At 48.0% G+C, this 26998-nt stretch carries 17 protein-coding genes; 10 read left to right on the top strand and 7 right to left on the bottom strand.

The genetic code is table 11. From position 1 onward, the window contains the following. From EHS89_RS01745 to EHS89_RS01730, 4 genes are all read right to left on the bottom strand, one after another. Complete coding sequence (locus EHS89_RS01745) at positions 1–1323, bottom strand: aminotransferase class I/II-fold pyridoxal phosphate-dependent enzyme (protein WP_124924382.1); 1323 nt, start codon at positions 1321–1323, stop codon at positions 1–3. After that, complete coding sequence (locus EHS89_RS01740) at positions 1323–8891, bottom strand: type I polyketide synthase (protein WP_124924381.1); 7569 nt, start codon at positions 8889–8891, stop codon at positions 1323–1325. The genes EHS89_RS01745 and EHS89_RS01740 overlap by 1 nt, the downstream gene beginning before the upstream one ends. A gap of 259 nt (positions 8892–9150) precedes the next feature. After that, positions 9151–9576 carry a DUF3010 family protein gene (locus tag EHS89_RS01735; RefSeq protein ID WP_124924380.1) on the bottom strand — a complete coding sequence of 142 codons (426 nt, stop codon included), beginning with the start codon at positions 9574–9576 and terminating at the stop codon, positions 9151–9153. A gap of 133 nt (positions 9577–9709) precedes the next feature. Next, the gene (locus tag EHS89_RS01730) at positions 9710–12583 is read right to left on the bottom strand and encodes an insulinase family protein (RefSeq protein ID WP_124924379.1); all 2874 of its coding nucleotides are present in this window, start codon (positions 12581–12583) and stop codon (positions 9710–9712) included. 391 nt (positions 12584–12974) lie between these two features. Here EHS89_RS01730 and EHS89_RS01725 point away from each other — a divergent pair, with 391 nt between their 5' ends. Beyond that, positions 12975–13175 carry a hypothetical protein gene (locus EHS89_RS01725; protein WP_124924378.1) on the top strand — a complete coding sequence of 67 codons (201 nt, stop codon included), beginning with the start codon at positions 12975–12977 and terminating at the stop codon, positions 13173–13175. Positions 13176–13338: 163 nt separating this feature from the next. Here EHS89_RS01725 and EHS89_RS01720 read toward each other — a convergent pair whose 3' ends face one another. Beyond that, positions 13339–13611 carry a SemiSWEET transporter gene (locus EHS89_RS01720; protein WP_124924377.1) on the bottom strand — a complete coding sequence of 91 codons (273 nt, stop codon included), beginning with the start codon at positions 13609–13611 and terminating at the stop codon, positions 13339–13341. Between the two features lie 759 nt (positions 13612–14370). Between EHS89_RS01720 and EHS89_RS01715 the strand changes: the two genes are divergently transcribed. Next, positions 14371–14712: a hypothetical protein gene (locus EHS89_RS01715; RefSeq protein ID WP_124924376.1), complete on the top strand. Its 342-nt coding sequence runs from the start codon at positions 14371–14373 to the stop codon at positions 14710–14712. Positions 14713–14824: 112 nt separating this feature from the next. On the opposite strand, the gene pta is transcribed toward EHS89_RS01715, so the two are convergent. Further along, positions 14825–16966, bottom strand: a complete 2142-nt coding sequence (gene pta / locus EHS89_RS01710; RefSeq protein ID WP_124924375.1) for a phosphate acetyltransferase — start codon at positions 16964–16966, stop codon at positions 14825–14827. 295 nt (positions 16967–17261) lie between these two features. Between pta and buk the strand changes: the two genes are divergently transcribed. From buk to EHS89_RS01670, 8 genes are all read left to right on the top strand, one after another. Then, positions 17262–18377: a butyrate kinase gene (buk, locus tag EHS89_RS01705; protein ID WP_124924374.1), complete on the top strand. Its 1116-nt coding sequence runs from the start codon at positions 17262–17264 to the stop codon at positions 18375–18377. Further along, positions 18377–19288, top strand: coding sequence for a phosphate acyltransferase (locus EHS89_RS01700; RefSeq protein ID WP_124924373.1), 912 nt, complete (start codon positions 18377–18379; stop codon positions 19286–19288). Before buk ends, EHS89_RS01700 begins: the two co-directional genes overlap by 1 nt. A gap of 217 nt (positions 19289–19505) precedes the next feature. Beyond that, a complete protein-coding gene (locus tag EHS89_RS01695; RefSeq protein WP_124924372.1) occupies positions 19506–20258 on the top strand; it encodes an electron transfer flavoprotein subunit beta/FixA family protein in 753 nt (250 codons plus the stop codon). Positions 20259–20269: 11 nt separating this feature from the next. Beyond that, the gene (locus EHS89_RS01690) at positions 20270–21211 is read left to right on the top strand and encodes an electron transfer flavoprotein subunit alpha/FixB family protein (RefSeq protein WP_124924371.1); all 942 of its coding nucleotides are present in this window, start codon (positions 20270–20272) and stop codon (positions 21209–21211) included. Positions 21212–21363: 152 nt separating this feature from the next. After that, positions 21364–23028, top strand: a complete 1665-nt coding sequence (locus EHS89_RS01685) for an electron transfer flavoprotein-ubiquinone oxidoreductase (RefSeq protein WP_211340270.1) — start codon at positions 21364–21366, stop codon at positions 23026–23028. Between the two features lie 463 nt (positions 23029–23491). Then, the gene (gene dctP, locus EHS89_RS01680; RefSeq protein ID WP_124924370.1) at positions 23492–24508 is read left to right on the top strand and encodes a TRAP transporter substrate-binding protein DctP; all 1017 of its coding nucleotides are present in this window, start codon (positions 23492–23494) and stop codon (positions 24506–24508) included. Next, the gene (locus EHS89_RS01675) at positions 24508–25029 is read left to right on the top strand and encodes a TRAP transporter small permease subunit (RefSeq protein ID WP_124924369.1); all 522 of its coding nucleotides are present in this window, start codon (positions 24508–24510) and stop codon (positions 25027–25029) included. The genes dctP and EHS89_RS01675 overlap by 1 nt, the downstream gene beginning before the upstream one ends. Positions 25030–25128: 99 nt before the next feature. Beyond that, complete coding sequence (locus EHS89_RS01670) at positions 25129–26454, top strand: TRAP transporter large permease (RefSeq protein WP_124924368.1); 1326 nt, start codon at positions 25129–25131, stop codon at positions 26452–26454. 98 nt (positions 26455–26552) lie between these two features. Here EHS89_RS01670 and EHS89_RS01665 read toward each other — a convergent pair whose 3' ends face one another. Then, positions 26553–26948: a hypothetical protein gene (locus EHS89_RS01665; RefSeq protein ID WP_124924367.1), complete on the bottom strand. Its 396-nt coding sequence runs from the start codon at positions 26946–26948 to the stop codon at positions 26553–26555. Positions 26949–26998: the final 50 nt, after the last annotated feature.

The following is a 26998-nucleotide window of genomic DNA, read 5'->3' as shown; positions in this document are numbered from 1 at the left end:
TTATATTAACTTACTTAATAGCTCAAGTGTCTGATCGACTTGTTGTTCTGTATGGTCACAACACAGGAAAAATCGAAGTCGGGCGCTCTTTTCTGGCACTGCTGGGTATAGTATTGGCTGTACGTTGATGCCTTGTTTAAATAGTTCTGAAGATATGGATGCGGCTTTTAGTGAGCTACCGAGAATAACTGGAATAATGGCGGTTCCTTGCGATTTTCCGATATCTAATCCCAGTTGTTGTGCGCTGGTGATGAAGTATTCAGATATCTGGTGTAATTTTTGTATACGCTCAGGCTCTGCCTTAATTATCTCTAATGATGCGGTTGCCGCGGCAGCAACCGGTGCAGGGATGCCAACGCTGTAGAGAAAGCCGGGGGCGAGGTGCCTGAGGTTCTCTACCAGTGCAGACTCGCCAGCAATGTATCCGCCACAACCGGAAAGGGTTTTACTCAGGGTACCCATCCAGATATCTACATCGGTACTGGCGACATTAAATTCTTCTCGCAAGCCTTTACCTGTATCACCAAGTACACCAAATGAATGAGCTTCATCGACCATCAGAAAAGTTTTGTAGCGCTTCTTTAATTCAACAAGCTTAATGAGGTCAGGAAAATCCCCGTCCATACTGTAAAGGCCTTCAACAATAATCAGCACCCGTTCGAACTGTTGTCGATTGTCTTTCAGCAGTTGTTCCAGAGAGGCCATATCGTTATGGGAAAAACTCAGCCGCTTTGCCCCCGATAACTGGGAACCTACGATAGAGCTGTTATGGATGAATTCATCATGAATGATCAGGTCTTTAGGGCCAAACAGGTAGCCTATGGTTGATACATTGGTGGCATGACCACTGACAAATACAACGGCATCGTCAACATCGTAAAAATCGGCCAGGGCTTGTTCAAGCTGCTGATGAACCGGGCGTTCACCAGAAACGATTCGACTTGCTGATACTGAAGTACCGTATTGATCAACTGCCTTCTTGGCCGCCTTATTAACTTTCGGATGGCCCGTTAAGCCCAGATAGTTATAACTGGCAAAGTTAATTATTTCGTTACCATCAATAACAGATAGTGCGCCAGCTACCCCTTCATGGACCCGGAAAAAGGGGCTTTCAACACCAAGCTGTTCCGCACCTTTGTTCATTATGTTCATCTGAATGCAGCCAGGGTGCTGGTCGAAACGATAAAACTTTTCAGGTATTTCTGCCTGACCCAGCGAGCGAATTGGTTTCTTGGTGTCAGCATCGACTTTTTTCATCTGCCGCTGCAGAGACTGCTGAATCAGTTTCTTTTTCAGGTCAGAGGTAAGCTTATTTACAGCCATTATGTGTTTTCCTGATTTTTATTATCAGAAGAAACTGACTGTGTAATCAGATCAGTTATTTCTGCGTCGCTTGATTCCCCGTGCTGCGCCGCAAGTCGTTCAACCTCTTTAGATGGGTCAGGCTCTGCAGAGCTGCTCTGATCCCCCTCAGCCAGAGCGATTATTTTACCAGTTAACTGAGATAGTTTAGGCGTTTCTGTAAGCGCCATAACCGGGATTTGTATGCCAATTCTGGCTTCAAGGGCGGCCATTAACTCTACGCCCATTAAAGAGTCCATACCCATGTCATAGATCGACTTGTCCGGATCTATTTTAGTAGCAGAAATCATCAGGATTTCACTCAGTTCATGGGTCAGTATTTCAAGTATTGCATCATGAAATTCAGCTTCGGACATGCTCTGCATCATGGCTGTGAGATCGAGTTTGTCCTCATCGCTCTGTTCAGCATCGTTAGAAAGCAGTGAGATTTCCCGGAACTTGTTCTGTGTTGCGCTGGGCAGGAAGCGGCTGAGAGAACCCCAGTCGAGCTCCATTACACCGAGGTTTTGACTATTATTTATCAGCATTTGCTCAAGTACGGCAAGGCCATCTTCAGACGTAAGGGCATTGCCGCCCAGGCGATTTTGAAGTGCGTCCTTGATCTCTTCGTTACGGGCCAGGAAGCCGACATCATCAATTGCCCCCCAGCGAACGCAAGTTGCAGCCAGACCATTGTTACGACGGGTTGCCGTTAGCGCTTCTAACCAATGGTTTGCCGCGACATAGGCGGCCTGACCCGGATTGCCCAACAGGGTGGTGGCTGAAGAGTAGAGCACAAACATGTCAAGAGACAGGTCACGGGTCAGCTGATTCAGGTTGTCAGCGCCAACCATTTTGGCAGCCAGACTGGTTTCAATCTGCTGTTGATCAAGGTTGCGAATCAGGTTGTCATTAATAACAGTTGCAGCATGCACAATGCCTTTAAGAGGAGGTAGTTCATTGCTGCACAGATTAAGAACTGCTTTTAATGCAGTTTTATCTGTGACATCACAGGCTTCTGCTCTGGCATTAACTCCCTGGGCCTTGCATTGCTGCAGGAATTCGGCAGCTTCATCTGAGGCCTTACCCCTGCGGCTAAGAAGTAGTAAGTGTTTCGCACCTTTATCGACCAGCCATTGGGCTGTACGAAGGCCAAAACCACCCAGTCCGCCAGTAACCATATAGGTTGCGGTCGGGTTTAATTGCAAATGCTCTGCAGGCTTTGACTCTACTTCACTTGTATCCGCTTTCAGGCCCTGTTCGTACGTCACGATGATCTTACCTATCTGTTTCGCCTGTTGCATATAGCGAAAAGCATCGACAATCTGATGAGCGTTAAACTTGGTATAGGGTAGTGGGAACAGTGTGCCTTCATTAAATAGCTGCATCAGTTCGCCAAACAGCTTAGCTGTCAGGTCGGGTAATTCTTGCTGTAACTGGTCAGCATCGATACCGAAGTAACTGATATTGTTGCGGAATGGGCGCAGGCCAATATGAGTATTTTCATAAAAATCCCGTTTACCCAGCTCCAGGAAACGACCGAAAGGCTTAAGTACCCGGAAATTCTGATTGATTGCTTCTCCGGCTAGCGAATTGAGAACAATATCGACACCTTTGCTGGCACCTTGATTGCTATCATTAAAGTCAGTGGTATCGTTAAGAATCTCTTCAGCGTAGGTCAGCTCTCTGGAGTTATAGATTCTATTCGCAGGCACACCCATCAATTCAAGAAATTCGCGCTTTTCCCCGGAGCCGACAGTGGCAAATATTTCAGCGCCCATCCATTGAGCAATCTGAACAGCTGCGATACCTACTCCGCCCGCTGCGCCATGGATCAGAACTTTTTCGCCGGGCTGTAGGCGAGCCAGATGATGCAGGGCGTAGTACACCGTTAAGAATGTGGTCGGGATCGTTGCGGCACCCTCGAAGCTAATGCCCTCAGGCATTGGCGCAATCGAGTATGAAGTAGCAATCAAGCGGTTACTAAAGCAGGCTGATCCAAAACCTACAACTTGGTCGCCGATCTGATAGTTAGTAACCCCTGAGCCGACACTTATGACCCTGCCGGAGAATTCCAGTCCCATTGTTGCTCCGGCAAAGCCGTTTTCAATGGCCTCATCGGAAAGCAGGCCCAGGGCATACATGATATCCCTGAAGTTAAGTCCGGTTGCGGCAACTTCTATTTCAACTTCGTCAGGTCCGGGCTTAGGTGCTGTTCTTGCCTGCCATTGTAAGCTACGTAGCTGGCCCGGCAATTCAAAGCCAAGGGAGATATAAGGTTCAGCCTGATTGACTGTGTTCTTGCCTGCGCCGGGTGATTGTTCCAGACGTAGGCGGGGCGCAAAACGTTGTCCTGCTGCCGAAATTATTAATTCTGCTTCAGCTGAAGGTCGCATGAGCTCAGTAGCCAGAGCGTTTAGCGATGCTTCGGTCAGGTTGTCTGGCAGGTCGACCAGATGAACCTGGTTGTTCAGGCACTCATTCATGAGGGTACGGGTAAAACCCCAGATAGCGGCATCTGAAGGTGTGTTTTCTGTTGTTTCAGCAAATGGCTGATCCGAAGGAATAGTATTGCCTACCCCCTGAGTTAATAGCCAGATGTCAGCGCTCGAGCCTGCTGTTTCTAGTGCTCGGGATGTAATGGTTGCCAGGTACGCGCGATTCGCCTGACTGAGTAACAGGTTATCTTTATTGCCAATATCACTCAGTAACAAAAGCTGAGTGAAAGCGGGTGATTGTTGAGCTGCAATCAGCTTAGTCAGTTCGCTCTCTGTGTTTGTATCTGTGAGAGTAACTGCAATACCTTTCTGATCAAGAGAGCTGATGATCTGCTGCTCGGTTTCTGTTCCTTTACTGATAACCAGCCAGTGGGGCTCTGCAGTTGCAGAATCATTAACCGTAACTGAGCCGGATGTTTTACCTGGCCATTGGCATGTAATAAGGAAGAATCCCTGGTCCGAGTCTTTATCACCGATTTGACGGGGTTCTATAAAACCATGTTCAGCCAGCGTACTGATCCACTGATCAGCGGATACCTGACAGCTTTGTTCCTGATGCCACCAATCAGTTGCTTCACCGAATACCGTATCCAGCCAGCCAATTGGTTTCATACCACTAAGATAGACAGTAGCACCGGGGGTAAGCATAAGCTTTAGTTGCTCAAGCTGAGCCAGGTTGCCCTGAATGTCATAGTTATCCAGCGTTAGTATCGCCATCGGGAACCGCTCGGGGCCCTGATAATCAGCTTCAGGACTGAGGTCAATAACATTTGTCAGCGGATAACGTTCTTGCTGATGAGAAAAATGTTCAAGTGCTTCTGGGCTGTTACTGGCAAAAGTAAAATCTGAAAGATTAAAATCAAGCTCGGCACAAAGACTTTGAGCGTAGTGAGGCTGTATGCTTGCAACTTCAAGAAGCTGCAATCTCTGGCCTGGCTTCAGGTTTTGTTGTTCAGACCGGATACACTGTTGTAGCACCGATGAGAGTATCGGGTACTCGGTTTGTGTCAGCAGATCTCTGAACAGTCGTTGGAAACTTTCTGTTACCTGCAGAGGTTCTGTCTGGCCCATGAAGCGTTGCGCCAGATTAAGTGATGTGCTGCCTGCCAGATGAATTGCGGTAAAGTAATCCGGATAATCCCGAACTAATGTATTCCAGATTAAAGTGCTGGTGATTTCGTTATCCCTGAACTGATCACTGACCTGAAACTGATCTTCATTACCAGTCAATATACCCGCGTCTACTGCGGTGTGGATGATATGCTGGCGCAGAGACTGACGATCCGGATCATTGAGATCAAGCGTGGCAAAGGCATCATTTGATAACTCTGTGTCAGCTTCAACAGCAACGAACATCTCTGCAAGTGCGTGCAATATCAGGTTATCCAGAAGCGGTGCTACTTCATTCTTATAGCGCTCGATCTGGTCAGAGCTATCCTTTTGAACCTGTGCATAGGCCTGATCTATAGGTTTTTGCGTAACGCCATGCTCTGGTGCAGCTGTCAGGTGGTAGTCCAGGTAGGCTATTTCATGAGAACCTGCCTTGTAAAGACGAACAGCTCTGAAACGAACACCTTCCATAACGGCTATGGCATCGCCCTTGCTGTCAAAAAGCTCAAACCGGGTCAGCAGTGAGTGCGGTGCCCTTTTTAGCAACGATAGTTTAATTCGGCTTGGTTGTTCTGATGCGTTACGGTTTATCACCAGTCGCTCTACACGGGTAGGTATAAAAGCGGTGCCGCGGCTGGAATCCAGCTCGTTGATCAGAAAATGTATGACCAACTGAATAGCGCTATCAAGAATACCTGGATGTAACAGGTAATCGGAAACAGAGTCCGTAATAGTGTCTGGTAGATTTAGTTCAGCCAATACTTCATTTTTGTTTATCCAACCATGGGTAACAGCGCTGAATGCCGGTCCATATTGCAGGCCGGCAGCAAGTGTCCGCTGTAGATGGAGTTGGGTGTCGAAATCAGGCTCGCGATCAGGGAGTTCTTTTAACTCAGTCGAGAGAGCTGTGCCAAGTGTTTGATGTGCTGCCCGGGCTTTACAGTTCAGTGTCCATTGGTCTGATATTGAATAAGTGCGACTGACAATTCTGATATCACCCGAATCAGCATCAGAACGGGTTTGAACCACCTTACTACTGCCATCTTCCAGAATCAGAGGTGAGAGAATTTCGAGGCCTTCTATCTCGATCTGCTCGTCATCTCTGAAGTGACCTGCTGCTTTAAGCGCTAGTTCAATAAATCCGGCACCAGGGTATACGACACTTTCACCTACCTGGTGATCTGCCAGCCAGGGCAGTCTTACCGTATCCAGCTGATTTTCCCAATGCAGAGGTTGACGAGGTAGTGGAGCACCCAATAACGGATGCTCAGAATATCGGCGAATCAGATTGTGTGATTCCAATGATACCGGATGCCAGTGTTGTTCTTTTTGCCAAACGTATACAGGTAACTCAAGGCGCTGCGCAGCAACCGGAAAATACTTATCGAGACTTGCAACGCCTGCCAATATGGCTGCCGCAGTACATTGCTCTAATTCGCGAAGCTCGCCTGTTTTCTTGTTCAGAGTTGGAATTATCGCCGCTTCAGCACTGTTTTCCCGTACCTGGTCCTGCACGTAGCTACGTAGAATCGGGTGGGCACCGATCTCGATAAAGCAGTTATTTTGTTGATCTAATAATAGATCCAGTGCCTGTTTGAACAGAACCGGCTGGCGAATATTGTTCCACCAGTAGCTCGCATCTAACTCTTCACCGCTTAGTTCAGTACCTGTTACTGTAGAGATAAATGGGACGTTAGTTGGTTGTGGTGCGAGGCCATCAAGGTGTTTAAGAAGCTCAGTATGAATAGAATCCATCACCGGGCTATGAAATGCATAATCCAACGGCAATCGTATATTGAATGTTTTCTGGCTTTCCAGCAGAGCTTCGAGGTTTGCTAATTGATTCGGGCAGCCTGCCAGAGTAATGCCCCGGTGACTGTTAATTCCTGCAAGATAGACCCGGTTAAATTCAGGTCGTTGCAGTAGCTCTTCTGCTTCTGTTGAGCTGACTCCTGCAGCGCTCATTGCACCCATGCCTTTGGTCTTTCCCTGGCAATAACTGCGTAAATAAATAACTTTAACCGCACTCTCCAAGGACAGGGCTCCACTGGCCCAGGCCGCAGCCACTTCACCAACACTATGGCCAGTTACTGCAGTAGGAGTAACACCCTGTTGTTTCAGGTATTCAGTGATAGCTACTTGCAGGGCAAAGAGTGCTGGTTGAGCTATCTCGGTGTATTCAAAACGGTTGTCGCCATTCAGTCCTTTAATTTCATCAATCAGAGAAAAGTCGGCGTATTGAGAAAACAGTTCGTTAACTTTTACAATCGATTGATAAAAAACGTCTGACGTATCCAGCAGCTTTTTGCCCATGGTTTCCCATTGACAGCCATTGCCGGTGTAAACAAATACAGGTCCTACTGCATTAGTAAGTCCCTGAGCAGTGAAATAATCACCTGAAGGGTTCTCGCTGTTATACTCTGACAAAGAACCTAGCTTCGCAATCAGTTCTTGCTTAGTTTCGGCAAACAGCAATGCAGCATCGGAATGTCGTTCTTTGTTTTTATTATAGTTCCAGGCAATATCGTACAGTGAAGCATCTTCATGCTTGCTCAGGAAATTACTCAGCGCAGCGGCATTTGCCTTTATTGCACTGGTGTTCTTACCACTGATGATGATTGGCAGGGGTTGTGGCTGGTCAGGTTCAGTATAAGGTTCAGGTGAACGCTGTTCATCACTTTGTAAAATTACATGGGCGTTGGCGCCACCAAAGCCGAAAGAGTTAATACCGACGGTTAACCGACCTTCTGCCTTGAGGGGTTCCAACTTGTCGACTACCCGTATATTCCACTCATCAAATTTGATGTCGGGATTTGGGTTTTTCATGCTGATAGTGGCTGGGATTGCCCGGTGTTTTAAAACAAGCAGCGATTTAACCAAGCCGGCAACACCAGAGGCTGGTTCAAGGTGACCTAAATTACTTTTGACCGAGCCAATTGGCAGAGGGGTGGCTCTTTTTTTGCCTAGAGCATTACCGATAGAACGGGTTTCAATCGGATCACCCACCGGAGTACCAGTGCCGTGGGCTTCCATATAATCTAACTGATCAGCACTGATGCCGGCTTTTTGATAGGCTTTTTCCATCAGTTCAGTTTGCGACTGACATGAAGGAATTGTCATGCCTGACTTGTGGCCGTCGGTATTCACTTCTGTTGCGGCCACAATCGCGTGAATGATATCGCCATCGGCAACCGCCTGATCGTAATCTTTTAATAAAAAGATACCGCCGCCTTCTGAGCGTACATAGCCATTAGCCGATTCATCGAACACTTTACAGCGTCCGTCAGGGGACAGCATGGTGGCTTTAGCGAAGATAATAAAACCGAAAGGGTGCATATGCAGGCTGATACCGCCGGTAATTGCCTTACTGACTTCACCATTCAGGATCGACTGGCAGGCCTGATGAAAGGCAACCATTGATGATGAACAGGCAGTATCAATGGACATACTCGGACCACGCAGGTCAAAGTTATAGGATATGCGGTTGGATGCAATGCTGGATGTATTACCGGTTGCCGTATTTGAATTTACAACACCCAAATCGTCCCCTATACGGTTGCCATACTCAACACTTGAGATACCAATATAAACACCGCTGTCACTTTTACGTAGTTCGGAGGGCTTTATGCCAGCGTGTTCGACAGCTTCCCAGGTCAACTCAAGTAAGTAGCGTTGCTGAGGGTCCAGTACGGCAGCCTCGCGGGGGGATATGCCAAAAAACTCTGCATCAAAACCACTGATATCACCCAGAGTTCCGGCCTTAAAGGTGTATGAGGTACCGGGATTTTTTTGGTCAGGGTGAAGATGGTTGTCAAATGACCACCTGGATGGGGCTACTTCTGTAATCAGGTCTTTTTCATTAACCAGATCTTGCCAAAAGATGTTTTGTCCGGTCTGTGGAAGGCGGTATGAGTATCCAATAATAGCAACACGTCTTTCCATAGTGTCTTTTTATATCCGTCGTCAATTGCAGCAGTTGTAAGTGCTTATTCTAAAGGAAATCGATAGAAGGGATAAGAGGCTGAGGAGGCCAAATAGTATTCTAATGTAACCATTTTGGCTAAGAAACCCATTTATTTACCTAATATTATTGCGGTGTCTATTGAGTAGATGCATCAATAAAGTTATTTCGATTATTTCTTAGTGTAGGTACGGGTGGGTTATGGCCTGTCTCTATAGGTCAGTATTGGCTCCAATTAAATTATTGGAGCCCTTCTAAATACGCGAAAGCAGTTAAAAACGCCGCTTCCTGAAATTGTTTCAGACCCGTGTCTTTAAAATTCATCTTAACTTTGCTGTCTTTCAGTGATTCTTTAATGGTGGTTGGTGACAGTAGTGTGACATCCAGGTCAGATAGCTGAATTGCTGCCTCTAGTTTAAAGCCTACTGCGCCGCCGGCGAACTTACCTTTTGTCATACGTTCTCGAATGACAACCTGATCAACCTGATAGTCAGCCATTAGTTTAGAGAAGTCGAACTGAAATTTTTTCAGTTGTTCCCGGTCCATCGCATCACGGATTTCGAGCTTTTTTACACGACATTCATGCAGATTGTACAGGCCATCAGCCAGTGAGATTAAACAGATGACTGCATCATTACCTTTAAGCTCAACACCACATACTTTCATTATACGAATCCAGACCAGTTAAAGACGGCTATAGTACCTGTTTATCGGTCTGAGTTGGAGTCGGTCTGATCAACTTTATCGCTGTTTTAAGGTATAAGCCCGGCTTTGTGCTCTTGGGTTTCAGGTGTTTATCTCAGACTTCAAAGTACTCGCCTTCATGTTTTAGCTGCAGGACTTCGGTATCACAGCGTTTTTCTGTGATCGAAGAATGTGTGCTGGCTTGTTTATGTTTCTGGCCAAAGCTGCGGACGACCAGTTGTCGGGCGGCCATTCTTTCGTAGCAGTCGATTAAGTCCTGCACTGAAATATCTGCAACGGCATTAGCCAGCGCCTGATGGCTATCGAACTCCAGAGCTTCATCATCAATATCTTTCCAAAAGCGGTTCGAACGTGCGCCGAGGTTTTTATCCTGCTTCATGACTTTGGCGATCAGGTTTTTCTTTATCTGTTCCAGTTTGCTTTGGTTGATTGAATCCAGTGTGCCGCCTAGGTTACTGACAAAGGTTTTGATATGGCGTTCAAGTGCCTGAGGTTCGGCTACCGGGCTTTGCACTACAAAGGCCAGTCCCGGCGCATTGCCCAGTGTCAGTGGCGTGCCAAAAACGATATAGCCCAGCTGCTTCTCTGTGCGCAGTTGATGGTAAAAAGAGGAAGAGGCGATCTCATTTAATAGCCGGAATTCAGCATGGGTCTGTACCGAAGTATTCTGGCCTTGAAAATATACACTGATTGCTGAATCACTGTGATCAATTTCCAGTGTTTGTATCAAAGGCTGGTTTTCTTGCAACCTGACGACCTGAGCATGTGCAACCGGCGTTTTCTGTTGGTCGGGTATAAAGTTATCTTCAACTGTTTTTGCCAGTGCCATGGAGTCCTCAATAGTCAGGTTGCCATGGGTCATCATCCGAATGCTATTTTCGGTAAATAGTTTGGCAACAAAGGCTTCCAGATCAAGCAGTTGTATTGTATCCAGTGCTGCTATTTTATCTTCAGTGCTCCATTCGGGTAGCAGGAGCCGGAATATCTCCCGGGTGGTCTGATTGTAGGGTTTATCTTTCGTATTGTTACTCAGGCTATCTTTGAATCGGGCTTTAATAAGATCAAACCTCTGACGATCAAAGTCCGCTGACTTTAGTGCTGAAGTTATTTCTTTAAGCAGCAGTGGCTGTTTATCGCTATAACCTGAAATACGCACACTGAAGCCGCGCATATGGTTGTAGATGCGGGTATTTATACCGGCAAGTTGGGCATCATATAGTCGTTCATTGAGCTGATCTTTGATCAGCTGTGTGTAGAGTGCTGTCATAATGGCACTTTCAGCGCAGTCATTTGCCAGTGGGCTTGAAACAGAGAAAAAGGTATCAGCCTTGGGAGTGCTGAATTCGCTATCCTGAAGATGCCAGAGCCGTAAGCCATCCCGCTGGAATATAAGCTCCGGTGAACTACCGGTTTCAGCTTCGTTATGCGGCTTAATATCAAAGTTTTGCGCGATATAGGCGTTGTTACTACGAACGTTCAAGCCCGCAATTGTTTTTGGGTTCTTCCATGGCTTTAGTTCGGCCCGGGTTAGTTTTTCAATGCGATAGCCGGTTTTATACCAGGGATCGGTCTGATCGGTTTCTACATCCGCAGATTGTTCGGTAACCAGCATATTATCGGGGGATAGCTGGCCCAGGTAGTCAGAAATCTGCTGTGGTTTGAATGAGTCCATCACATAAGGCGCATCGAATACATGATCTGTCGGATAACGTTGCATTAAAGCCGCTAACCGGCTTACCTCTTTCATCGGTGTCAGCTTCTGAGCAAAGCGGAATTCAGCACTCCGTAACTTGCTCTGCTCCTGATACAGGGCTTGTTGAACGCCCTGTTGTTTAATCAGATCGATATAGGTAAAGAAGCTTTCGATAATATGGTTCTGCTGCTCTTTTCCCCTGTCAGTCAGATCTATTTTAACTTTGAAAATCGCCTGTTCTTTCAAATCAAGGGTGGTGGCAGAGTAAAGAGCATCCGCCAGACCTTGCTGTTTAAGGTATGCCAGCAAACTGCCATGGCCCTCGTAGCCAACTAAGTCAGCTATATACTGCAGGGGCTTCTCATGCCAGTGATCGCGAATGCTGGTAACAGGGAAGGTGAGTGTCAGGCTATTATCATCTTTCAGTGTTTTAATGCTGAGGCGGGCAGGCAGGGTCTCTTTATCAAACAATGGAGCCTCTGTAGCAATCGGCTGGGTGTGCCTGTTGGGTACCTGGCTGAACAGCTTTTCGGCCATCGCTTTCAGTTCGGGCAGGGATTCGCGGCCCTCGATCACCAAAGTCATCATATTTGATGAGTAGTACTGGTTATAAAAGTCGAGCAGATCATTTCGCACATTCCCCTTCAGGGTTTGTAGCGAGCCGACGCTAAAGTGACTGTAACTGTGGGAGGGGTTCATGATCTGTTTAACGACCGAAGATGAACGTCGCTGATCGTCACGAATCTTCGCCTGATATTCAGAATGCACCGCATGCCGTTCCCGCTCTACATATTTTTTGTTTAGCAGTGGGGCAATAAAAAGTTGAGCGAACCTGTCCAGGGCAGGTTCCAGGCTGTCTGAGGATACATCGAAGTAATAGTTTGTATTTTCGTAGGCGGTATAGGCATTCATCTGTCCACCGTGGGACTGAATAAATGATTTATAGGCACCGGCTTCGGGGTATTTGTTGGTACCCAGAAATATCATATGTTCGAGAAAGTGGGCTAAGCCCGGCCGGGTCTCAGGGTCTGCATTAGAGCCCACCGCTATATTCATCGCAGCGGCGGCTTTGTCTGTATTCGGATCAGAGATAATCAAAACAGATAGATCATTACTGAGTTTAAATGAGAGCTGTTCGCGGTGATCATTCGGGCTTTTATGGATACCGGCAACTGCGCTTTTGCCCATGATAATAAAAGCCGTCAGGCTCAGGGCCTTGAGCGCGTACTGAGGTAGTTTTTTAAGATGAGGAGGGAGCGTAAATTGAGGTTTCATGATGCTGTCCTCATTGGTTGGGGTCAGGGTTAGCTAACCGGACAGCAAAACGCTACTCCTGAATATTGAGTCTGTCAGGGGAAGGGGGATAGTCCGGTCGAAATTGATACCTCCGTTAAGCTTATGAAAGCTTCAAACAACTGTCTATTTTATGACCTTGTTCAACATGCGGATGCTGCATACTGAATTCGGATAAAAATCCCAGTGTATTGGAGTACCGGTTGAGAGGCGCTGCTTTAGATAGATGACTGATGAATTTATTTAACGATTAAGCTGAGAACACTTCGTTTGTTTGTACGTTTATTGAACACTAAAATGGACGCATAAATAAGGTTCTAGACCCCGTCCACTATTGCTCGGGAATGAATCTGGCAATTTTCGGAGAGTGACAATGATCAGCATGACAAACTATATGAAAACTAATGAGCCTGCCTTCGGTGAAACTGAGATGCAGTATTTTGAACGCATGGGCCAGGAATACTCCAAACTGCATAAAGCAGAACTGCGTAAGCAGCGTTATCAAAATTTTATGAACCGTCTGGAATCTGCAGGAAAAGCGCTGCGTTACAATCCGAATCCTTTCTATAAGTAAGCGCCTTTAAATTTATCCTCATAGCTACATTCTTTCTGAATGTAGCTGATATCTTTTCGTAGCAGTAATTAAAAGGCATCAGGTTTTCTTCGCTATATCTACAGGCTATCAGTGCCTGATGACAGCCTTGATATAGATATTTATTACCCCAGCTTGATATTGATTACACAGCTTTTTTACGTCGTCGTTTCACAATGGTCAGACTCAGAACCATACCTGCCAAAATAAGGGTGACGGTATTGGCCAGAATCATGGGCAGATCATTGAGTATCAAACCGTAGGTGAGCCAGCAGGCAACGCCTAGTGTAAAGACCGCATACATTAGTAGAGAGATACCATCGACATTACCGGTCTTAAGAATATGTATGACCTGTGGAACAAATGCCACTGTGGTGCAGGTTGCAGCCATCAGGCCGATAACAGTGACGGGTTCCATAAATTCTAATCCTTAAAAAACTGAAGAGTGTATTACTCTTTTATGTATGACTTCAATGAAGACCTCATCAACTCCCTATAACTAAACCTCTTAGCTGGTTCAGTGATGAAGCTGCAAGCGCCTTCTAAATCGAATATTTCTACGATTGTCAGTACTTTGTCTGGGCTGTAATTATACGGTGAATGATTCGGGTACTGTTGGATGAAAGGTGTTTCTGTTTAAGCTTTGTTAAAAAGTGCTAAATAATACTTGACTGCTTTTGTCGGATTTATATAATAACCTACTAATTGACTCAAGTATGTTTTTGTTGCTCAGCTCTCCCCTTTGCTGATTATTCACATATAGCAATGATTCATAGTTAATGGCTCTCGTTGTTTTTCAACTGCTGTGGTCAGTCAGATATAAATTGGCTTATATCGAAAGCTCTGACCCTTTCCTGCCGCTGTAATACAGCGGCATTTTTTTGCCTGAAATTTGTCATCTAAGCTGTGGCTTACTTTGGTAGCCATGATGATATTAACGATGGTCGTTGCGATGGTCGTTATTATGAGAGTTACGATTAAGTAGCGCTCATAAATAACGCAAGAAATTAGTACCAACGGTGGTGTAAAAAGTAGTACTAACTAAGGGGGTGGGTCGGTGCCAAAGTATCATACTGGATCGGTCTGTTGCTGCCTAAGCTGAAAAGGCTCCCCAGGGAATGGATAGTTTTTTAATCTTACTCCGCATGACGGCGGAACCGGAGATCGGAGACCAGCCATGTATCAACAGCAGCAGAATAACTTACCCTCCAGCTTAGATCTGGAATCAGAGAACAGGCAGTTTTCCGGTACCGGAGGTATCAGTCAGGAAAACACAGGTCTGAACTTTGTGCCTGCTTTTCTTGATCATGAGAGCGGTGAGGTTGAGATTTCTAAGTTCCGTAACGGTATGCCAGCTCCCTTCCATTCCCTTGAGGGCCTGCCCGAAAGCTGGATAACAGAAAAAGATGCCAGCGGCAGGGTAGTAAAAGTCAGAGACAGTGTTATCTCAGGGTTTGTACGATTAGGCCGTTTCTTCACACGTGAGCAAGCGGTAGATTTTGTCACTGAATGTGCATAAAAAATGGAGGCTTAGCCTCCATTTTTTTAGTTACTCGCAGCGTTAGCTTGCTAGGCAGCATGCCGCGCTGCGACGTCAGACAAGGGTCTGAGCGTAGATAAAAAGCCCCGTTTTAGCTGCTAGTTGTCGCTCCCGCCTGAATCGCTGTCAGGGCGATAGTAAACACGATATCGTCTACTAAAGCCCCGCGGGACAGGTCATTAACCGGTTTACGCATGCCTTGTAACATCGGCCCAATACTGATTACATCGGCGCTTCGCTGTACCGCTTTGTAGGTGGTGTTACCGGTGTTCAGGTCCGGGAAGACAAATACAGTGGCCTGGCCTGCAACCGAGCTGCCCGGTGCTTTAGACAGAGCAACGCTCTCCATTACAGCGGCATCGTATTGCAAAGGTCCGTCAATCAACAGATCAGGACGTTTCTCTTTTGCTATACGGGTGGCTTCTCTTACCTTATCGACATCGGCTCCCTGACCGGAACCACCGGTGGAATAACTGATCATCGCGACCCGTGGCGGGATACCAAAAGCGGAGGCAGAATCAGCCGACTGAATAGCGATATCGGCCAGTTGTTCAGCGTTTGGATCAGGGTTAATAGCACAGTCGCCATACACCAGTACCTGATCAGGCAGACACATAAAGAACACTGAAGAGACAAGATTGCTGCCAGGCGCTGTTTTAATGAGCTGCAGCGGCGGACGAATGGTATTAGCGGTAGTGTGTACAGCGCCACTAACCAGACCATCGACATGATCCATTTCCAGCATCAGAGTCGCCAGTACGACATTATCCTGAAGCTGTTCTTCTGCAATAATGTCGGTCATACCTTTATGTTGACGTAACTCCACCATGCGAGGAATGTAGTCGGCGCGAACCAGTTCTGGGTCCCTGATAATGACATTATCGTTAAGCAATACGCCCTGGTTTTTAGCGATCTGGATAATCTCTTTGGTGTTGCCCAAGAGTACGCAGCGGGCAATCCCCCGTTCGGCACAGATAGCTGCGGCTTTAACGGTACGGGGCTCATTTCCTTCCGGCAGGACGATTAGTTTGTCAGCCTGACGGGCGCGCTTAATTAACTGATAGCGGAACGCTGGCGGTGACAGACGGCGTTGGTAGTTGTTATCCACCAGAGTCGATAGCCAGTCACGGTCGATATGTGCCGCGGTGGCTTCTTTGATATCCCGAATCCGTGGCAGGTCATCGGCACGGGTTTCCTGGCTTAGTTGCGACATGGCGATCGCGGTCTGCCAGCTATCCTGGTGCACACTGAGAATCGGCAGTCCGGCTTTACAGGCGCCGGCACAGAGCTTGAGTACGGCAGCAGAAGGCATAAATCCACCGGTTAGCACCAGTGCGGCCAGTTCAACGCCGTTGACGGCAGCCATGCAAGCGGCAACGATCATGTCGTCCCGGTCACCGGGGGTGAACACCAACGTACCGGGGCGAAACTCATTTACCGCATTGGCAACAGTACGGGCACACATGGTGATACGGGTGACCCGACGATTATCCATATCACCGGTATTAATAACCGATGCGCTCAGGTAATCGGCAATATCCTTAACCCGGGGGATAATCAGATCCCGGTTCCAGGGGATACAACCTAACAGGCGGAAGTTGTTATTAAAAATGGTGGCATGTTCGCGAATAACTTCAGCCGTCAGGCTGTGGGTTACCGCATTGCCGGCGCCCAAAAATGGTTGCATATGACCATCGCGATCCACCGGTGCACCTAGTTTGCTGATGATACAGCCGAGAAGCTTTTTGCTGCGCACGCCACCGTAGGCACGGGCAGTAATATCAATATGATCCTGTAGTGCCTGAATACTGTCATTACCGGGAGAGGCGACCAGTACAACCTGAGCATCCAGCGCTTTGGCGATCTCTTTATTAATACGGGTAGCGTAAGGCTGGCTTTCGGTATGCACCATGCCCTCGATAATAACCACCTCAATATCGTCAGGCAGGCTTTGTTCATAGCGGGCAACGATCTGCTCCAGCAATTCATCACCTTTACCCTGGCTGACCAGGTGTTCGGCATCCCTGATAGGGAGAGGCTCTGCAACGGGCGTGGCGCAGTCATTTTGCAACATGGCGACTGAGCTATCGCTGGATCCATTCTTACCCTGATCGATAGGTTTAAAAAAGTGGACTTTGATCCCTTTGCGGTTCATCGCCTGAAACAGGCCCAGTACGGCAGTGGTAAGGCCGGCGCCAACGCCGGTAGGGGCTAAAAGTAATGCTTGTGACATCTTAGTTCCTGTATCTGTTCATTCCGTTATCGGCCGCGAACAGAAGCTATAGAGAAAAATTACGGAACCAGGGTTTACTGTTTTTATATGACTGGTATATGGCGAAGGATTGTAAGAACTTTAACGTTACATTTATAGCAGTGCTTGGTTGTTTATTGATATCTGACAAGATTATTTTATGCTGGCATCCCCCAAAGGGGGCAGAATTGCCATAACCCACCATATCGGGGCATGGGTTCCCCCTGAACTCTCTTGAATACTGACAGCATTGGTAACTATAACAAGAGAGCAGAGGATGAGCCGAGATCTAATATTCACCGTTAACCCAGGGGCGACCTCAACTAAGTGTGCCCTGTTTCAGATAACCGATAGTGGCGTAAAACCCAGTCAGGATCTGACCATCGAACACCCGGATTCAGAACTGGCTAACTTTACCGGTATTCCTGATCAACTGGAGTATCGCTATCAATTGGTTGAGCGGTTTCTCAGTGATGGCTTGCTGGATGATGACCGTATTGTGGGTTGTGCCGGGCGGGGCGGTATGTTGACGCCAGTGCCCAGTGGCGCTATCAAAGTAAACGCTGAGTTGGTTGAGTTTTCGCTGATGACACCGGTTTACCAGCACGCCAGCAATCTGGGTGCACCTCTGGCTTATAAAGTAGGGCAACAATACGGCGTTGATGCCTACATCGTTGATCCGGTGTGTGTTGATGAGTTTACGGCGGTGGCCCGGATGTCTGGTAGCCCGGACTTTAACCGTTTTAGTTTTGTTCATGCTCTGAATACCCGTGCTACTGCCCGTAAGCTGGCGCAGCAGCAGGGCCGTAAGTTTGAAGATATGAGCTTTGTGGTTGCCCATCTGGGCGGCGGGTTCTCCATCTCCTGTATCAAACAGGGCCGTATTGTCGATAACGATAACCGTATGGAAGGGGGCGCTTTTACCCCTGAACGTGCTGGTGGTGTACCGCCTATCCCTCTGATCGATGCCTGTTTCTCCGGCGAATTTAGTCAGCAGGAACTGAAAAAGAAGCTCTACGGTGAAGGTGGTCTCTACGCCTACCTTGGAACCCGTGATCTGCGAGATGTGGAGCAGATGATTGAAACCGGTGATGCCCGCGCTCAGCTGGTGTATGACGCACTGGTTTATCAGATTCTGAAGTCGATGGCGGCGATGGCATCGGTGGCTCATTTTGATGTTGATGCCTTTATTCTGACCGGTGGGCTGGCTTTCAGTAAGCGGCTTACAAATGACCTGACGGCAGCGCTGGAAAAGATAGGGCCGGTATCGCTGTTCCCGGGAAGTAATGAGAATGAGTCGCTGGCTGAAACAACCGTTGATGTATTGCAAAACCGGATGCAGGCGATGAGCTGGCCGGTTAAAGCGGTAGATAACGGTATGGAGGGCTGGTAATGATTCGCACCTTTCAAGAATTGAAGCAGGCGGCACTGTCTACCGCACCGGCATCAGTGGCGGTGGCCTCTGCGGAAAAGAAAGAGGTCTTGCAAAGTATTGATCTGGCCCGTAAAGAAGGCCTGATCGATCGGGCAATACTGACCGGAGATGCGGATAAAATAGCACAGCTGGCGGACCAGCTGCAGATCGATTGTAGTGGATTCGAGATACAGAACGCTACCGATTACAGTGAGGCAGCAGAGCTGGCGGTCCGGGCCGTGAGTAGCGGTGATGCCGATATTCTTATCAAAGGAGGCCTGGATTCGTCCTTCTATTTTAAGGCGATACTGAATCGAGACTGGGGTTTGCGTCAGTCAAAAGTGCTGTCGAATATTACAGTATTCGAGCAACCTTCCTACCATAAGCTGTTGACGATTACTGATAACGCCATCCTGCTGAATCCTGATCTGGAACAGAAACGCTCAATTATTGAAAACACCCGTCCACTGTTCCGGGCGCTGGGTCTTACGCCGGCGAAGGTTGGTGTGGTCTGTGCTATCGAGAAAGAGAATCCCGCCATGCCGGCTACTGTTGATGCGGCGGCGCTGCAAGCTGAAAATCAAAGCGGAGCATTTCCGGACTTTGTGATTGAGGGGCCCTTTGGCTATGACGCTTGTATCAGTGCCGAGTCAGCTAATAAGAAAGGTATTACTGATTCAGTTGTCAGTGGCGATGCTGATCTGCTGCTGATGCCTAATATGGAGGCTGCCAATATTCTGGGTAAGGCCTATAAATTTCATGGTGGGGCCGATTCCGGCGGTTTAGTGCTGGGTGCTGCTGCGCCGGTGGTGCTGAATTCCCGTTCGGATTCCGCCATTCGGCGATTAAATTCGATGATGCTGGCAAAACTGATAGCGGCAGAAAAATAGGTCGTTACAGAAAGTACTGTATTGAGTGGTGGGTAATGAATGCCGAAAACCCGGTTTTTGGTGGGTTTTTGGCGAATTTTTGAGCGGTTATCAGGGCCAATCCCCTTATCGGGGTATACCTGCAAAGGGGTAGTCCATCAATAATAGCCTGATAACCGAGTAATTAGCTTGGGATCGTTTTGTAACTTGTATAAACGGTTCTGGTAAAGGAGTTGATATGAAAGTACTGGTCGCTGTAAAGCGCGTAATTGACTACAACGTCAAAGTCCGGGTTAAGTCTGATTGCTCTGATGTGGATCTGGCAAACACTAAAATGGCTCTGAACCCATTCTGTGAGATCGCGGTAGAAGAAGCGATCCGCCTTAAAGAGAAAGGCGTGGCCACTGAAGTTGTGGTTGTCTCCATCGGTGATAAAGCCTGTCAGGAACAGATCCGTACTGCGCTGGCGCTGGGTGCTGATCGTGGTATTCAGGTTGAAACTGACCAGGCGGTTGATTCCCTGTCCGTTGCCAAGTTGCTCAAGGCAGTCGTTGCAGAAGAGCAACCTCAGCTGGTTATCCTGGGTAAACAGTCAATCGATTCTGATAACAATCAAACCGGCCAGATGCTGGCAGCACTGACGGCGATGCCACAGGCAACGTTTGCCTCTGAGCTGACCGTTGCAGATGGCAAAGCCACCGTTACCCGTGAAGTGGATGGCGGCTTGCAAACACTTGAGCTGACGCTGCCTGCGGTAGTGACTACCGATCTGCGCCTGAATGAGCCGCGTTACGCTTCGCTGCCAAATATTATGAAAGCCAAGCGCAAACCTCTGGATGTTAAGACGCCGGATGCTCTGGGTGTTGCACTGAAAAACAATGTTAAAACCCTGAAAGTTGAGCCACCTGCTGAACGTCAGGGCGGTATCGTAGTGGCCTCTGTAGACGAGTTGGTCGAGAAACTGAAAAACGAAGCAAAAGTAATTGGGTAAGGGGAATATCGATGACAATTCTGGTTATTGCTGAGCACGATAATGCCGAACTTAAGCCGGTTACTCTGAACGTTATTCAGGCGGCGACAGATATCGTAAAGTCGGCTGGTGGTGAGATTGAAGTATTGGTCGCCGGCGCTGGGTGCCAGGCCGTTGCCGATGCCGCAGCCAAAGCGGCTGGTGTTAGTAAAGTACTGCTGGCCGATAGCGCTATCTACAGCCATCAACTGGCTGAAAACATGAGCCTGCTGGTAACAGAACTGGCAGCAAACTATAGCCATATCCTGGCACCAGCAACCACTACCGGTAAGAACTTTATGCCCCGTGTAGCAGCTGTGCTGGATGTGGCCCAAATTTCCGACATTATCGCGGTAGAGAGTGCAGATACTTTTAAGCGTCCTATCTATGCGGGTAATGCAATCGCAACCGTTCAGAGCAGCGAAGCGAAGCAGGTCATCACCGTGCGTGGTACTGGTTTTGATGCTGTTGCTGCCGAAGGTGGTGCTGCCGCCGTTGAAGCGATCAGTTTTGCAGAAGATGCAGGTATCTCCCGTCACGTAGCTGATGAACTGGCGGTATCTGATCGTCCTGATCTGACCGCTGCCAGCGTTATTATTTCCGGTGGCCGCGGTATGGGTAACGGCGATAACTTCAAATTGCTGGATGGCGTTGCAGATAAGCTGGGTGCGGCGGTAGGTGCTTCCCGTGCAGCGGTTGACGCAGGCTTTGTACCTAACGATATGCAGGTCGGTCAGACCGGTAAGATCGTTGCGCCAGAACTTTATATTGCGGTGGGTATCTCCGGTGCGATTCAGCATCTGGCAGGTATGAAAGACTCTAAGGTGATCGTTGCGATCAACAAAGACGAAGAATCGCCAATCTTCTCCGTTGCTGATTACGGTCTGGTAGCAGATCTGTTTGAGGTTATGCCGGAGTTTGAAAGCAAGATTTAATCATGGCAGCCGTTCAGAGCGCTTCTGGACGGCGTTAAAAGACGCCTCAATATGCTCACTTACAACTGTAAGCTGCGCTATTTCGTTGTCTTTTGCCTTGCCAGAAGCATTCTGCTTCGACTGCAGAATATTAGAAAAGGTGTGAGGGTTGTATGACGATTGAACGTGAGTCTATGGAATTCGATGTTGTTATTGTTGGAGCAGGGCCCGCGGGTCTCTCCACTGCCTGTCGGCTAGCGCAGCTGGCCCAGGAAAATGACACCGAGCTGATGATTTGCGTGGTCGAAAAGGGCTCTGAAGTAGGGGCCCATATCCTCTCTGGCGCGGTGATGGAACCGCGCGCCATGAATGAACTGTTCCCGAACTGGAAAGAGCTGGGTGCACCGCTGAATACTCCGGTCACTGAAGATCAGATCTTCCTGTTGAAGGACGAACACAAAGGCCGACAGATTCCGAACGCCTTAGTGCCGAAAACGATGCACAACGAGGGTAACTATATCGTCAGCCTGGGTAATGTTTGTCGCTGGCTGGCGGAACAGGCTGAGCAGCTGGGGGTTGAGATTTTCCCGGGCTTCGCCGCCTCTGAAGTGCTGTATCACGAAGATGGCAGTGTTAAAGGCATCGCGACCGGTGATATGGGTATCTCTGAAGCCGGTGAGCAGAAAGACAGCTATATGCCGGGCATGGAATTACACGCTAAGTACACTATCTTCTCAGAAGGCTGTCGCGGTCATCTGGGTAAAGAGCTGATGCAGCGTTTCGATCTGCAGTCCGATGCCGATGCACAGCATTACGGTATCGGTATTAAAGAGCTTTGGGATATCCCGGCAGAAAAGTCTGAACCCGGCCTGGTATTACACGGTGCTGGCTGGCCGATGAGCAACGATACCACTGGTGGCTTTTTCCTTTATCACACCGAGAATAACCAGGCGGTAGTGGGTTTGATTATCGACCTGAATTACTCGAACCCGCATCTGAGCCCGTTCGATGAATTCCAGCGCCTGAAGCATCATCCGGTGCTGAAACAGCATCTGGAAGGTGGTAAACGCGTTTCCTACGGTGCACGGGCGATTACCAAAGGTGGTTTCAACGCGCTGCCTAAAATGACCTTCCCAGGCGGACTGGTGCTCGGTTGCAACGCCGGTACCCTGAACTTCGCTAAGATCAAAGGCACTCATACGGCGATGAAGTCCGGTATGGTTGCTGCTGAATCTATTTTCCAGGCGTTAAGCTCGGCTGAACAGCAAAGTGGTAATCAGGAACTGACCACTTTTGCAGATAACTTCAAAAATAGCTGGCTTTACGATGAGCTGTACCGCAGTCGTAATTTTGGTCCGGCGATGCATAAATTTGGCGCCATCATGGGTGGCGCCTTTAACTTTGTCGATCAGAACATCTTTAACGGCAAGCTACCGCTGACCCTTCGGGATAACAGCGAGGACCATGCGCAGCTGAAACTGGCCTCTGAAGCCCCGGTTATTGATTATCCAAAGCCAGATGGAGTTCTCAGCTTCGATAAGTTGTCGTCGGTATTTCTATCTAATACTAACCATGAAGAAGATCAGCTCTGCCACCTGAAGCTAACCGATGCACAGATACCTCTGGGTCAGAATCTGACCCGGTTTGCTGAGCCGGCACAACGCTATTGTCCTGCCGGTGTATATGAAGTGGTAGAAGACGAAGAGGGCGCTCAGCGCTTTCAGATCAACAGTCAGAACTGTTTGCACTGTAAGACCTGCGATATTAAAGATCCTGCTCAGAATATTACCTGGGTAGTGCCGGAAGGTGCCGGTGGTCCGAATTATCCGAACATGTGATTTTTAATACAGTAATTCAGGTCGGGTTGCTTTGTATTAAACCCAGGCATTGAAACTTGATTTAGATTAACGTTCAGAATATTGAACGCTGGTCATCCCCTGAAAGGGGTAGGGCCTCCTAAGGGGGGCAATAAGCTTAGCAGGGTGGAGAACGTCAGGTTTTTCATCTAGAAAAGATTCATCATAAAAAACAATAGCATAGGGTAATATTCAAGGCGTGTGACCGGGTCATTTAGGTTGATTTTGAACGCTGAATAGCTATTGTAATTACAAGGTTGGCTGGTGGTTTTTTGCACAGTGCTTGCTTTCTATTTGTAATAAATGATGTTAAAAATAACGAACATCTACTCCCTGAGGGGTAGAGGCGTTATCAGGATACTGACTGATGTTATTCACGAGTGAATAGCTTGGTGAGATTCCGACAACCCTAGCCATCAGAGCATATAAAAAAAGGAAGAAGATAGTGAAAAGAAGAGATTTGCTGAAAGCAGCTGCAACCGGTATGGCTGCAGCACCACTGGCCCTTTCCTCTACTACTGCAAATGCAGGTGATAAAGTACGTCTGCGTATGCAAACGCTGTACGGTACAGAGACCGATGATCTGTACAAGACCTTTGCTGACGACGTTAAGACTGTTTCTAACAAGACTGTTCGAATCCAGCGCTTCCGTGGTTCTGAACTAGTGCCTAACGACCAGATGCTGGACGCTGTATCTAAGGGTACGCTGGACATGTGTCAGGGTTACGCGGGTTACTGGGCGGGTCAGCTGGACATCGCTAAGATCGAATCTGGTGTTCCAGGTGCGTGGACTAGCTACGATGAGGCTATGTACCTGCACCAGAATAAGGGTCTGACCGCCCTGCTGGAAGAAGCTTATGCTGAGAAAGGCGTAAAGTACCTGGGTGCTATCTTCGGTGGTCCTTACGATCTGCTGACGACTAAGCCGGTTAAGAGCCTGGAAGATCTGAAAAACATGAAGATCCGTGCTACTGCAACTGTAGCTGGTATTCTTGAAAAGTTCGGTATCCCAACGGTATACCTGCCAAGCCAGGAGCTGTATGTAGCTCTGTCTACCGGTGCAATCGACGGTGTTATCTACGGCGGTTCTCTGGAATATAAAGCGCTGAAACTGCACGAATCTGCTAAGTACTACACACACCTGAACATGATTAACCCAGGTTACGCAGATGGCATGCTGATCAACATGAAGAAATGGAATTCCATGTCTGAAGATCAGCAGAAAGCGATCGAGCTGGCGACTGCTAAGCACGCAACTAACATGCACGCCTGGAACGTAAACGGCTGTCTGGATGTGAACGGCGAAGGTATCTTTGAGTTTGCTTCTCTGCCTGCTGCTGATTCCAATGCACTGACTGCAGCTGCAATGGATGTGTGGAAAGAAGAAGGCGCTAAGTCTGCCCGTAACGCTAAAGCTGTTGAAGCAATCGTTGCGACTGCTAAGGCTACCGGGAGAGCTTAATGTCAAAACTTTCTCAATATCTTGCTTTTCAAGACAGGGTATCTGAGTGGGTAGGCCGGACCTTCTCCTGGTTGTGTCTGGCCATGATAGCAGGACTTTGCTACGAGGTAGGGGCGAGATATCTTTTTCTCAGCCCTACTTCGTGGGCACACGAATCAACCACGATGCTGTATGGAACCTTCTGTATCCTAGCCGGTGTTTATACCCATAAACATCACGGTCATGTACGTAGTGAAGTGATCTATAACCTGTTCCCTGAACGGGGTCGTGCTGTACTAGACGTGATCACAGGTGTGATCGGTCTGGTGGTGTTCTCAATATTCTTTTACATCGCTTTTAATTTCGCTGCAGATTCCTGGGCGATTAAAGAAGTGTCGTCTAAGAGTACCTGGGCACCGATAGTGTATCCATTTAAGTCCGTGCTTCCTCTGGCCATCGGCCTGATGATTTTACAGAGTATAGTGAATGTTATTCGTAGCACTATGATCGCTCTGGGTGTGCAGCCGGAACCGCAAGTTTAATCCGGCTGCTACTCAACCTCTCTCTGTAAATCCCCCAAGTCTGTCTCGATAGCAGTTTCTTTCTCGATCAGGCTTCTCAGATTTTAAGCAGGTGTATTTGTGTTAGATCTAGATCCCTTAGTGGTTACTTTAGGCATGTTCTTTTCCATGCTGATCCTGCTGGCAATGGGGGCGCCCCTGACCTGGGCGTTGCTGACTGTCGGTGTGGGCTCAGCATATTTCCTGTGGGGCCCAGCCGGCCTTGAGTTGCTGGCAACCAGTGCTTTCTCGGCAATGGATAACTTCCTGCTGGTAGCCTTGCCAATGTTCATCTTTATGGGCCTGATGCTTCAGCGCTCCGGCATTACCGACGATCTGTTTGAAATGATAAACAAACTGATGGGCGGGATTCCTGGTGGTCTGGGAATGGGTACTGTGATTATCTGTGCCATCATTGCGGCAATGGCCGGTGTATCTGGCGCGGCAACGGTGAGTCTGGGTATTATCGCGCTGCCATCGATGCTCAAACGTGGTTACGATAAAAAGCTGGTGACCGGTACCATTATGGCCGGTGGAGCACTGGGCTTCCTGATACCGCCAAGCGTATTGATGATCGTGTATGCCTTCCTGGCCCGTGAGTCGGTAGGTAAGCTGTTTGCTGCTGGCCTGATGCCAGGCCTGATGCTGGCCGGTATATACATGGTGTATATCTATCTGTTTGCAGTGAAAAACCCCGAAAAAGCGCCACCGCTTTCTATGGCTGAACGCGTAGACGGCATTGGTAAGATCAAAGCGCTAAAAGCATTGATTCTACCGGGTGCGTTAATCGGTACCGTACTGGGCTTTATCATCGGTGGTGTTACTTCTCCTTCCGAAGCTTCGGCTATCGGTGCAGCAGGTTCGCTTATCTGTGCGGCAATCTATCGCACACTTAATGTGAAGATGCTGAAAGAAGTATTGATGAGTACCACGCAGCTGATGGGTATGCTGCTGTGGATTACTATCGCCGCGGTGTTCTTCAGTAAGGTCTATATCGGTTTGGGTGCCGGTATGCTGATTACTGAGCTGGTTGAAGATTCCAATCTTTCGCCATACCTGGTTATTGTAGCGATGCTGGCAACGTACTTTATTCTGGGCATGTTCCTGGATGACTTTGCCATTGTATTCATTACAGTGCCGCTGTTTGTACCTATCGTACAAGAGTTGGGCTTCGATACGGTCTGGTTCGCCGTGCTGTTTATTATCAGCATGCAAACCGCCTATCTCACACCCCCCTTTGGCTATAATCTCTTTTATATGCGATCGGTGGCGCCGCCATCAATTACAATTTATGACCTGTATAAAGCGGTGATCCCGTTTATCATTCTGCAGGTTATTGGACTGGCGCTGGTAGTTATCTACCCTCAAATCGCACTTTGGTTGCCTGGGTTGATATTTGGCTCATAAACCCTGAGTTTCTAAACAGTGTCGATATGACAGAACTTAAAAAGCCGCTCGATGAGCGGCTTTTTTGTTTTTAAACTTTAGCGTTGCTGATAAATAGTTCAGTGCAGCGAAGTCGAGTGCATCGCTTTTAGCCAGCTACTGGCCGATTCTTCACTCAAAAAAGTCCTGAAGTTAATGCCATGTATCATGGCTGACTGTTCGGCCATGGTATTTTCTTCACGGTTTTCCGGATCCATATCGACATAGGCAATCGCCAGTTCTGGCCAGAGCATATCCTGAACGCCTTCGACGATATTGAAGGTATCCATGAGTGATCGCATACCAGACAGATAGAAGACAGCGAGTATCAGATTATGCTGCTGTTTTTGACAAGTGTCCGCGACCTCTTTCCACATAGTCAGCGATTCTCTGGCAACATCAACACCCTTACGAGAGCCGTGTACTTCTAATCGTAAATACTCACCACAATCCGTAATGGTGTATTGGTATGCCATAAATAATTCCCCCAGTCGGACTTATTGAAGCACATAATTGCAGATTTAAC

Source organism: Amphritea balenae (assembly GCF_003858655.1).
GTDB lineage: Bacteria > Pseudomonadota > Gammaproteobacteria > Pseudomonadales > Balneatricaceae > Amphritea > Amphritea balenae.
The sequence above is the reverse complement of the archived record's forward strand: the minus strand, read 5'-3'. Positions and strand labels throughout refer to the sequence as shown.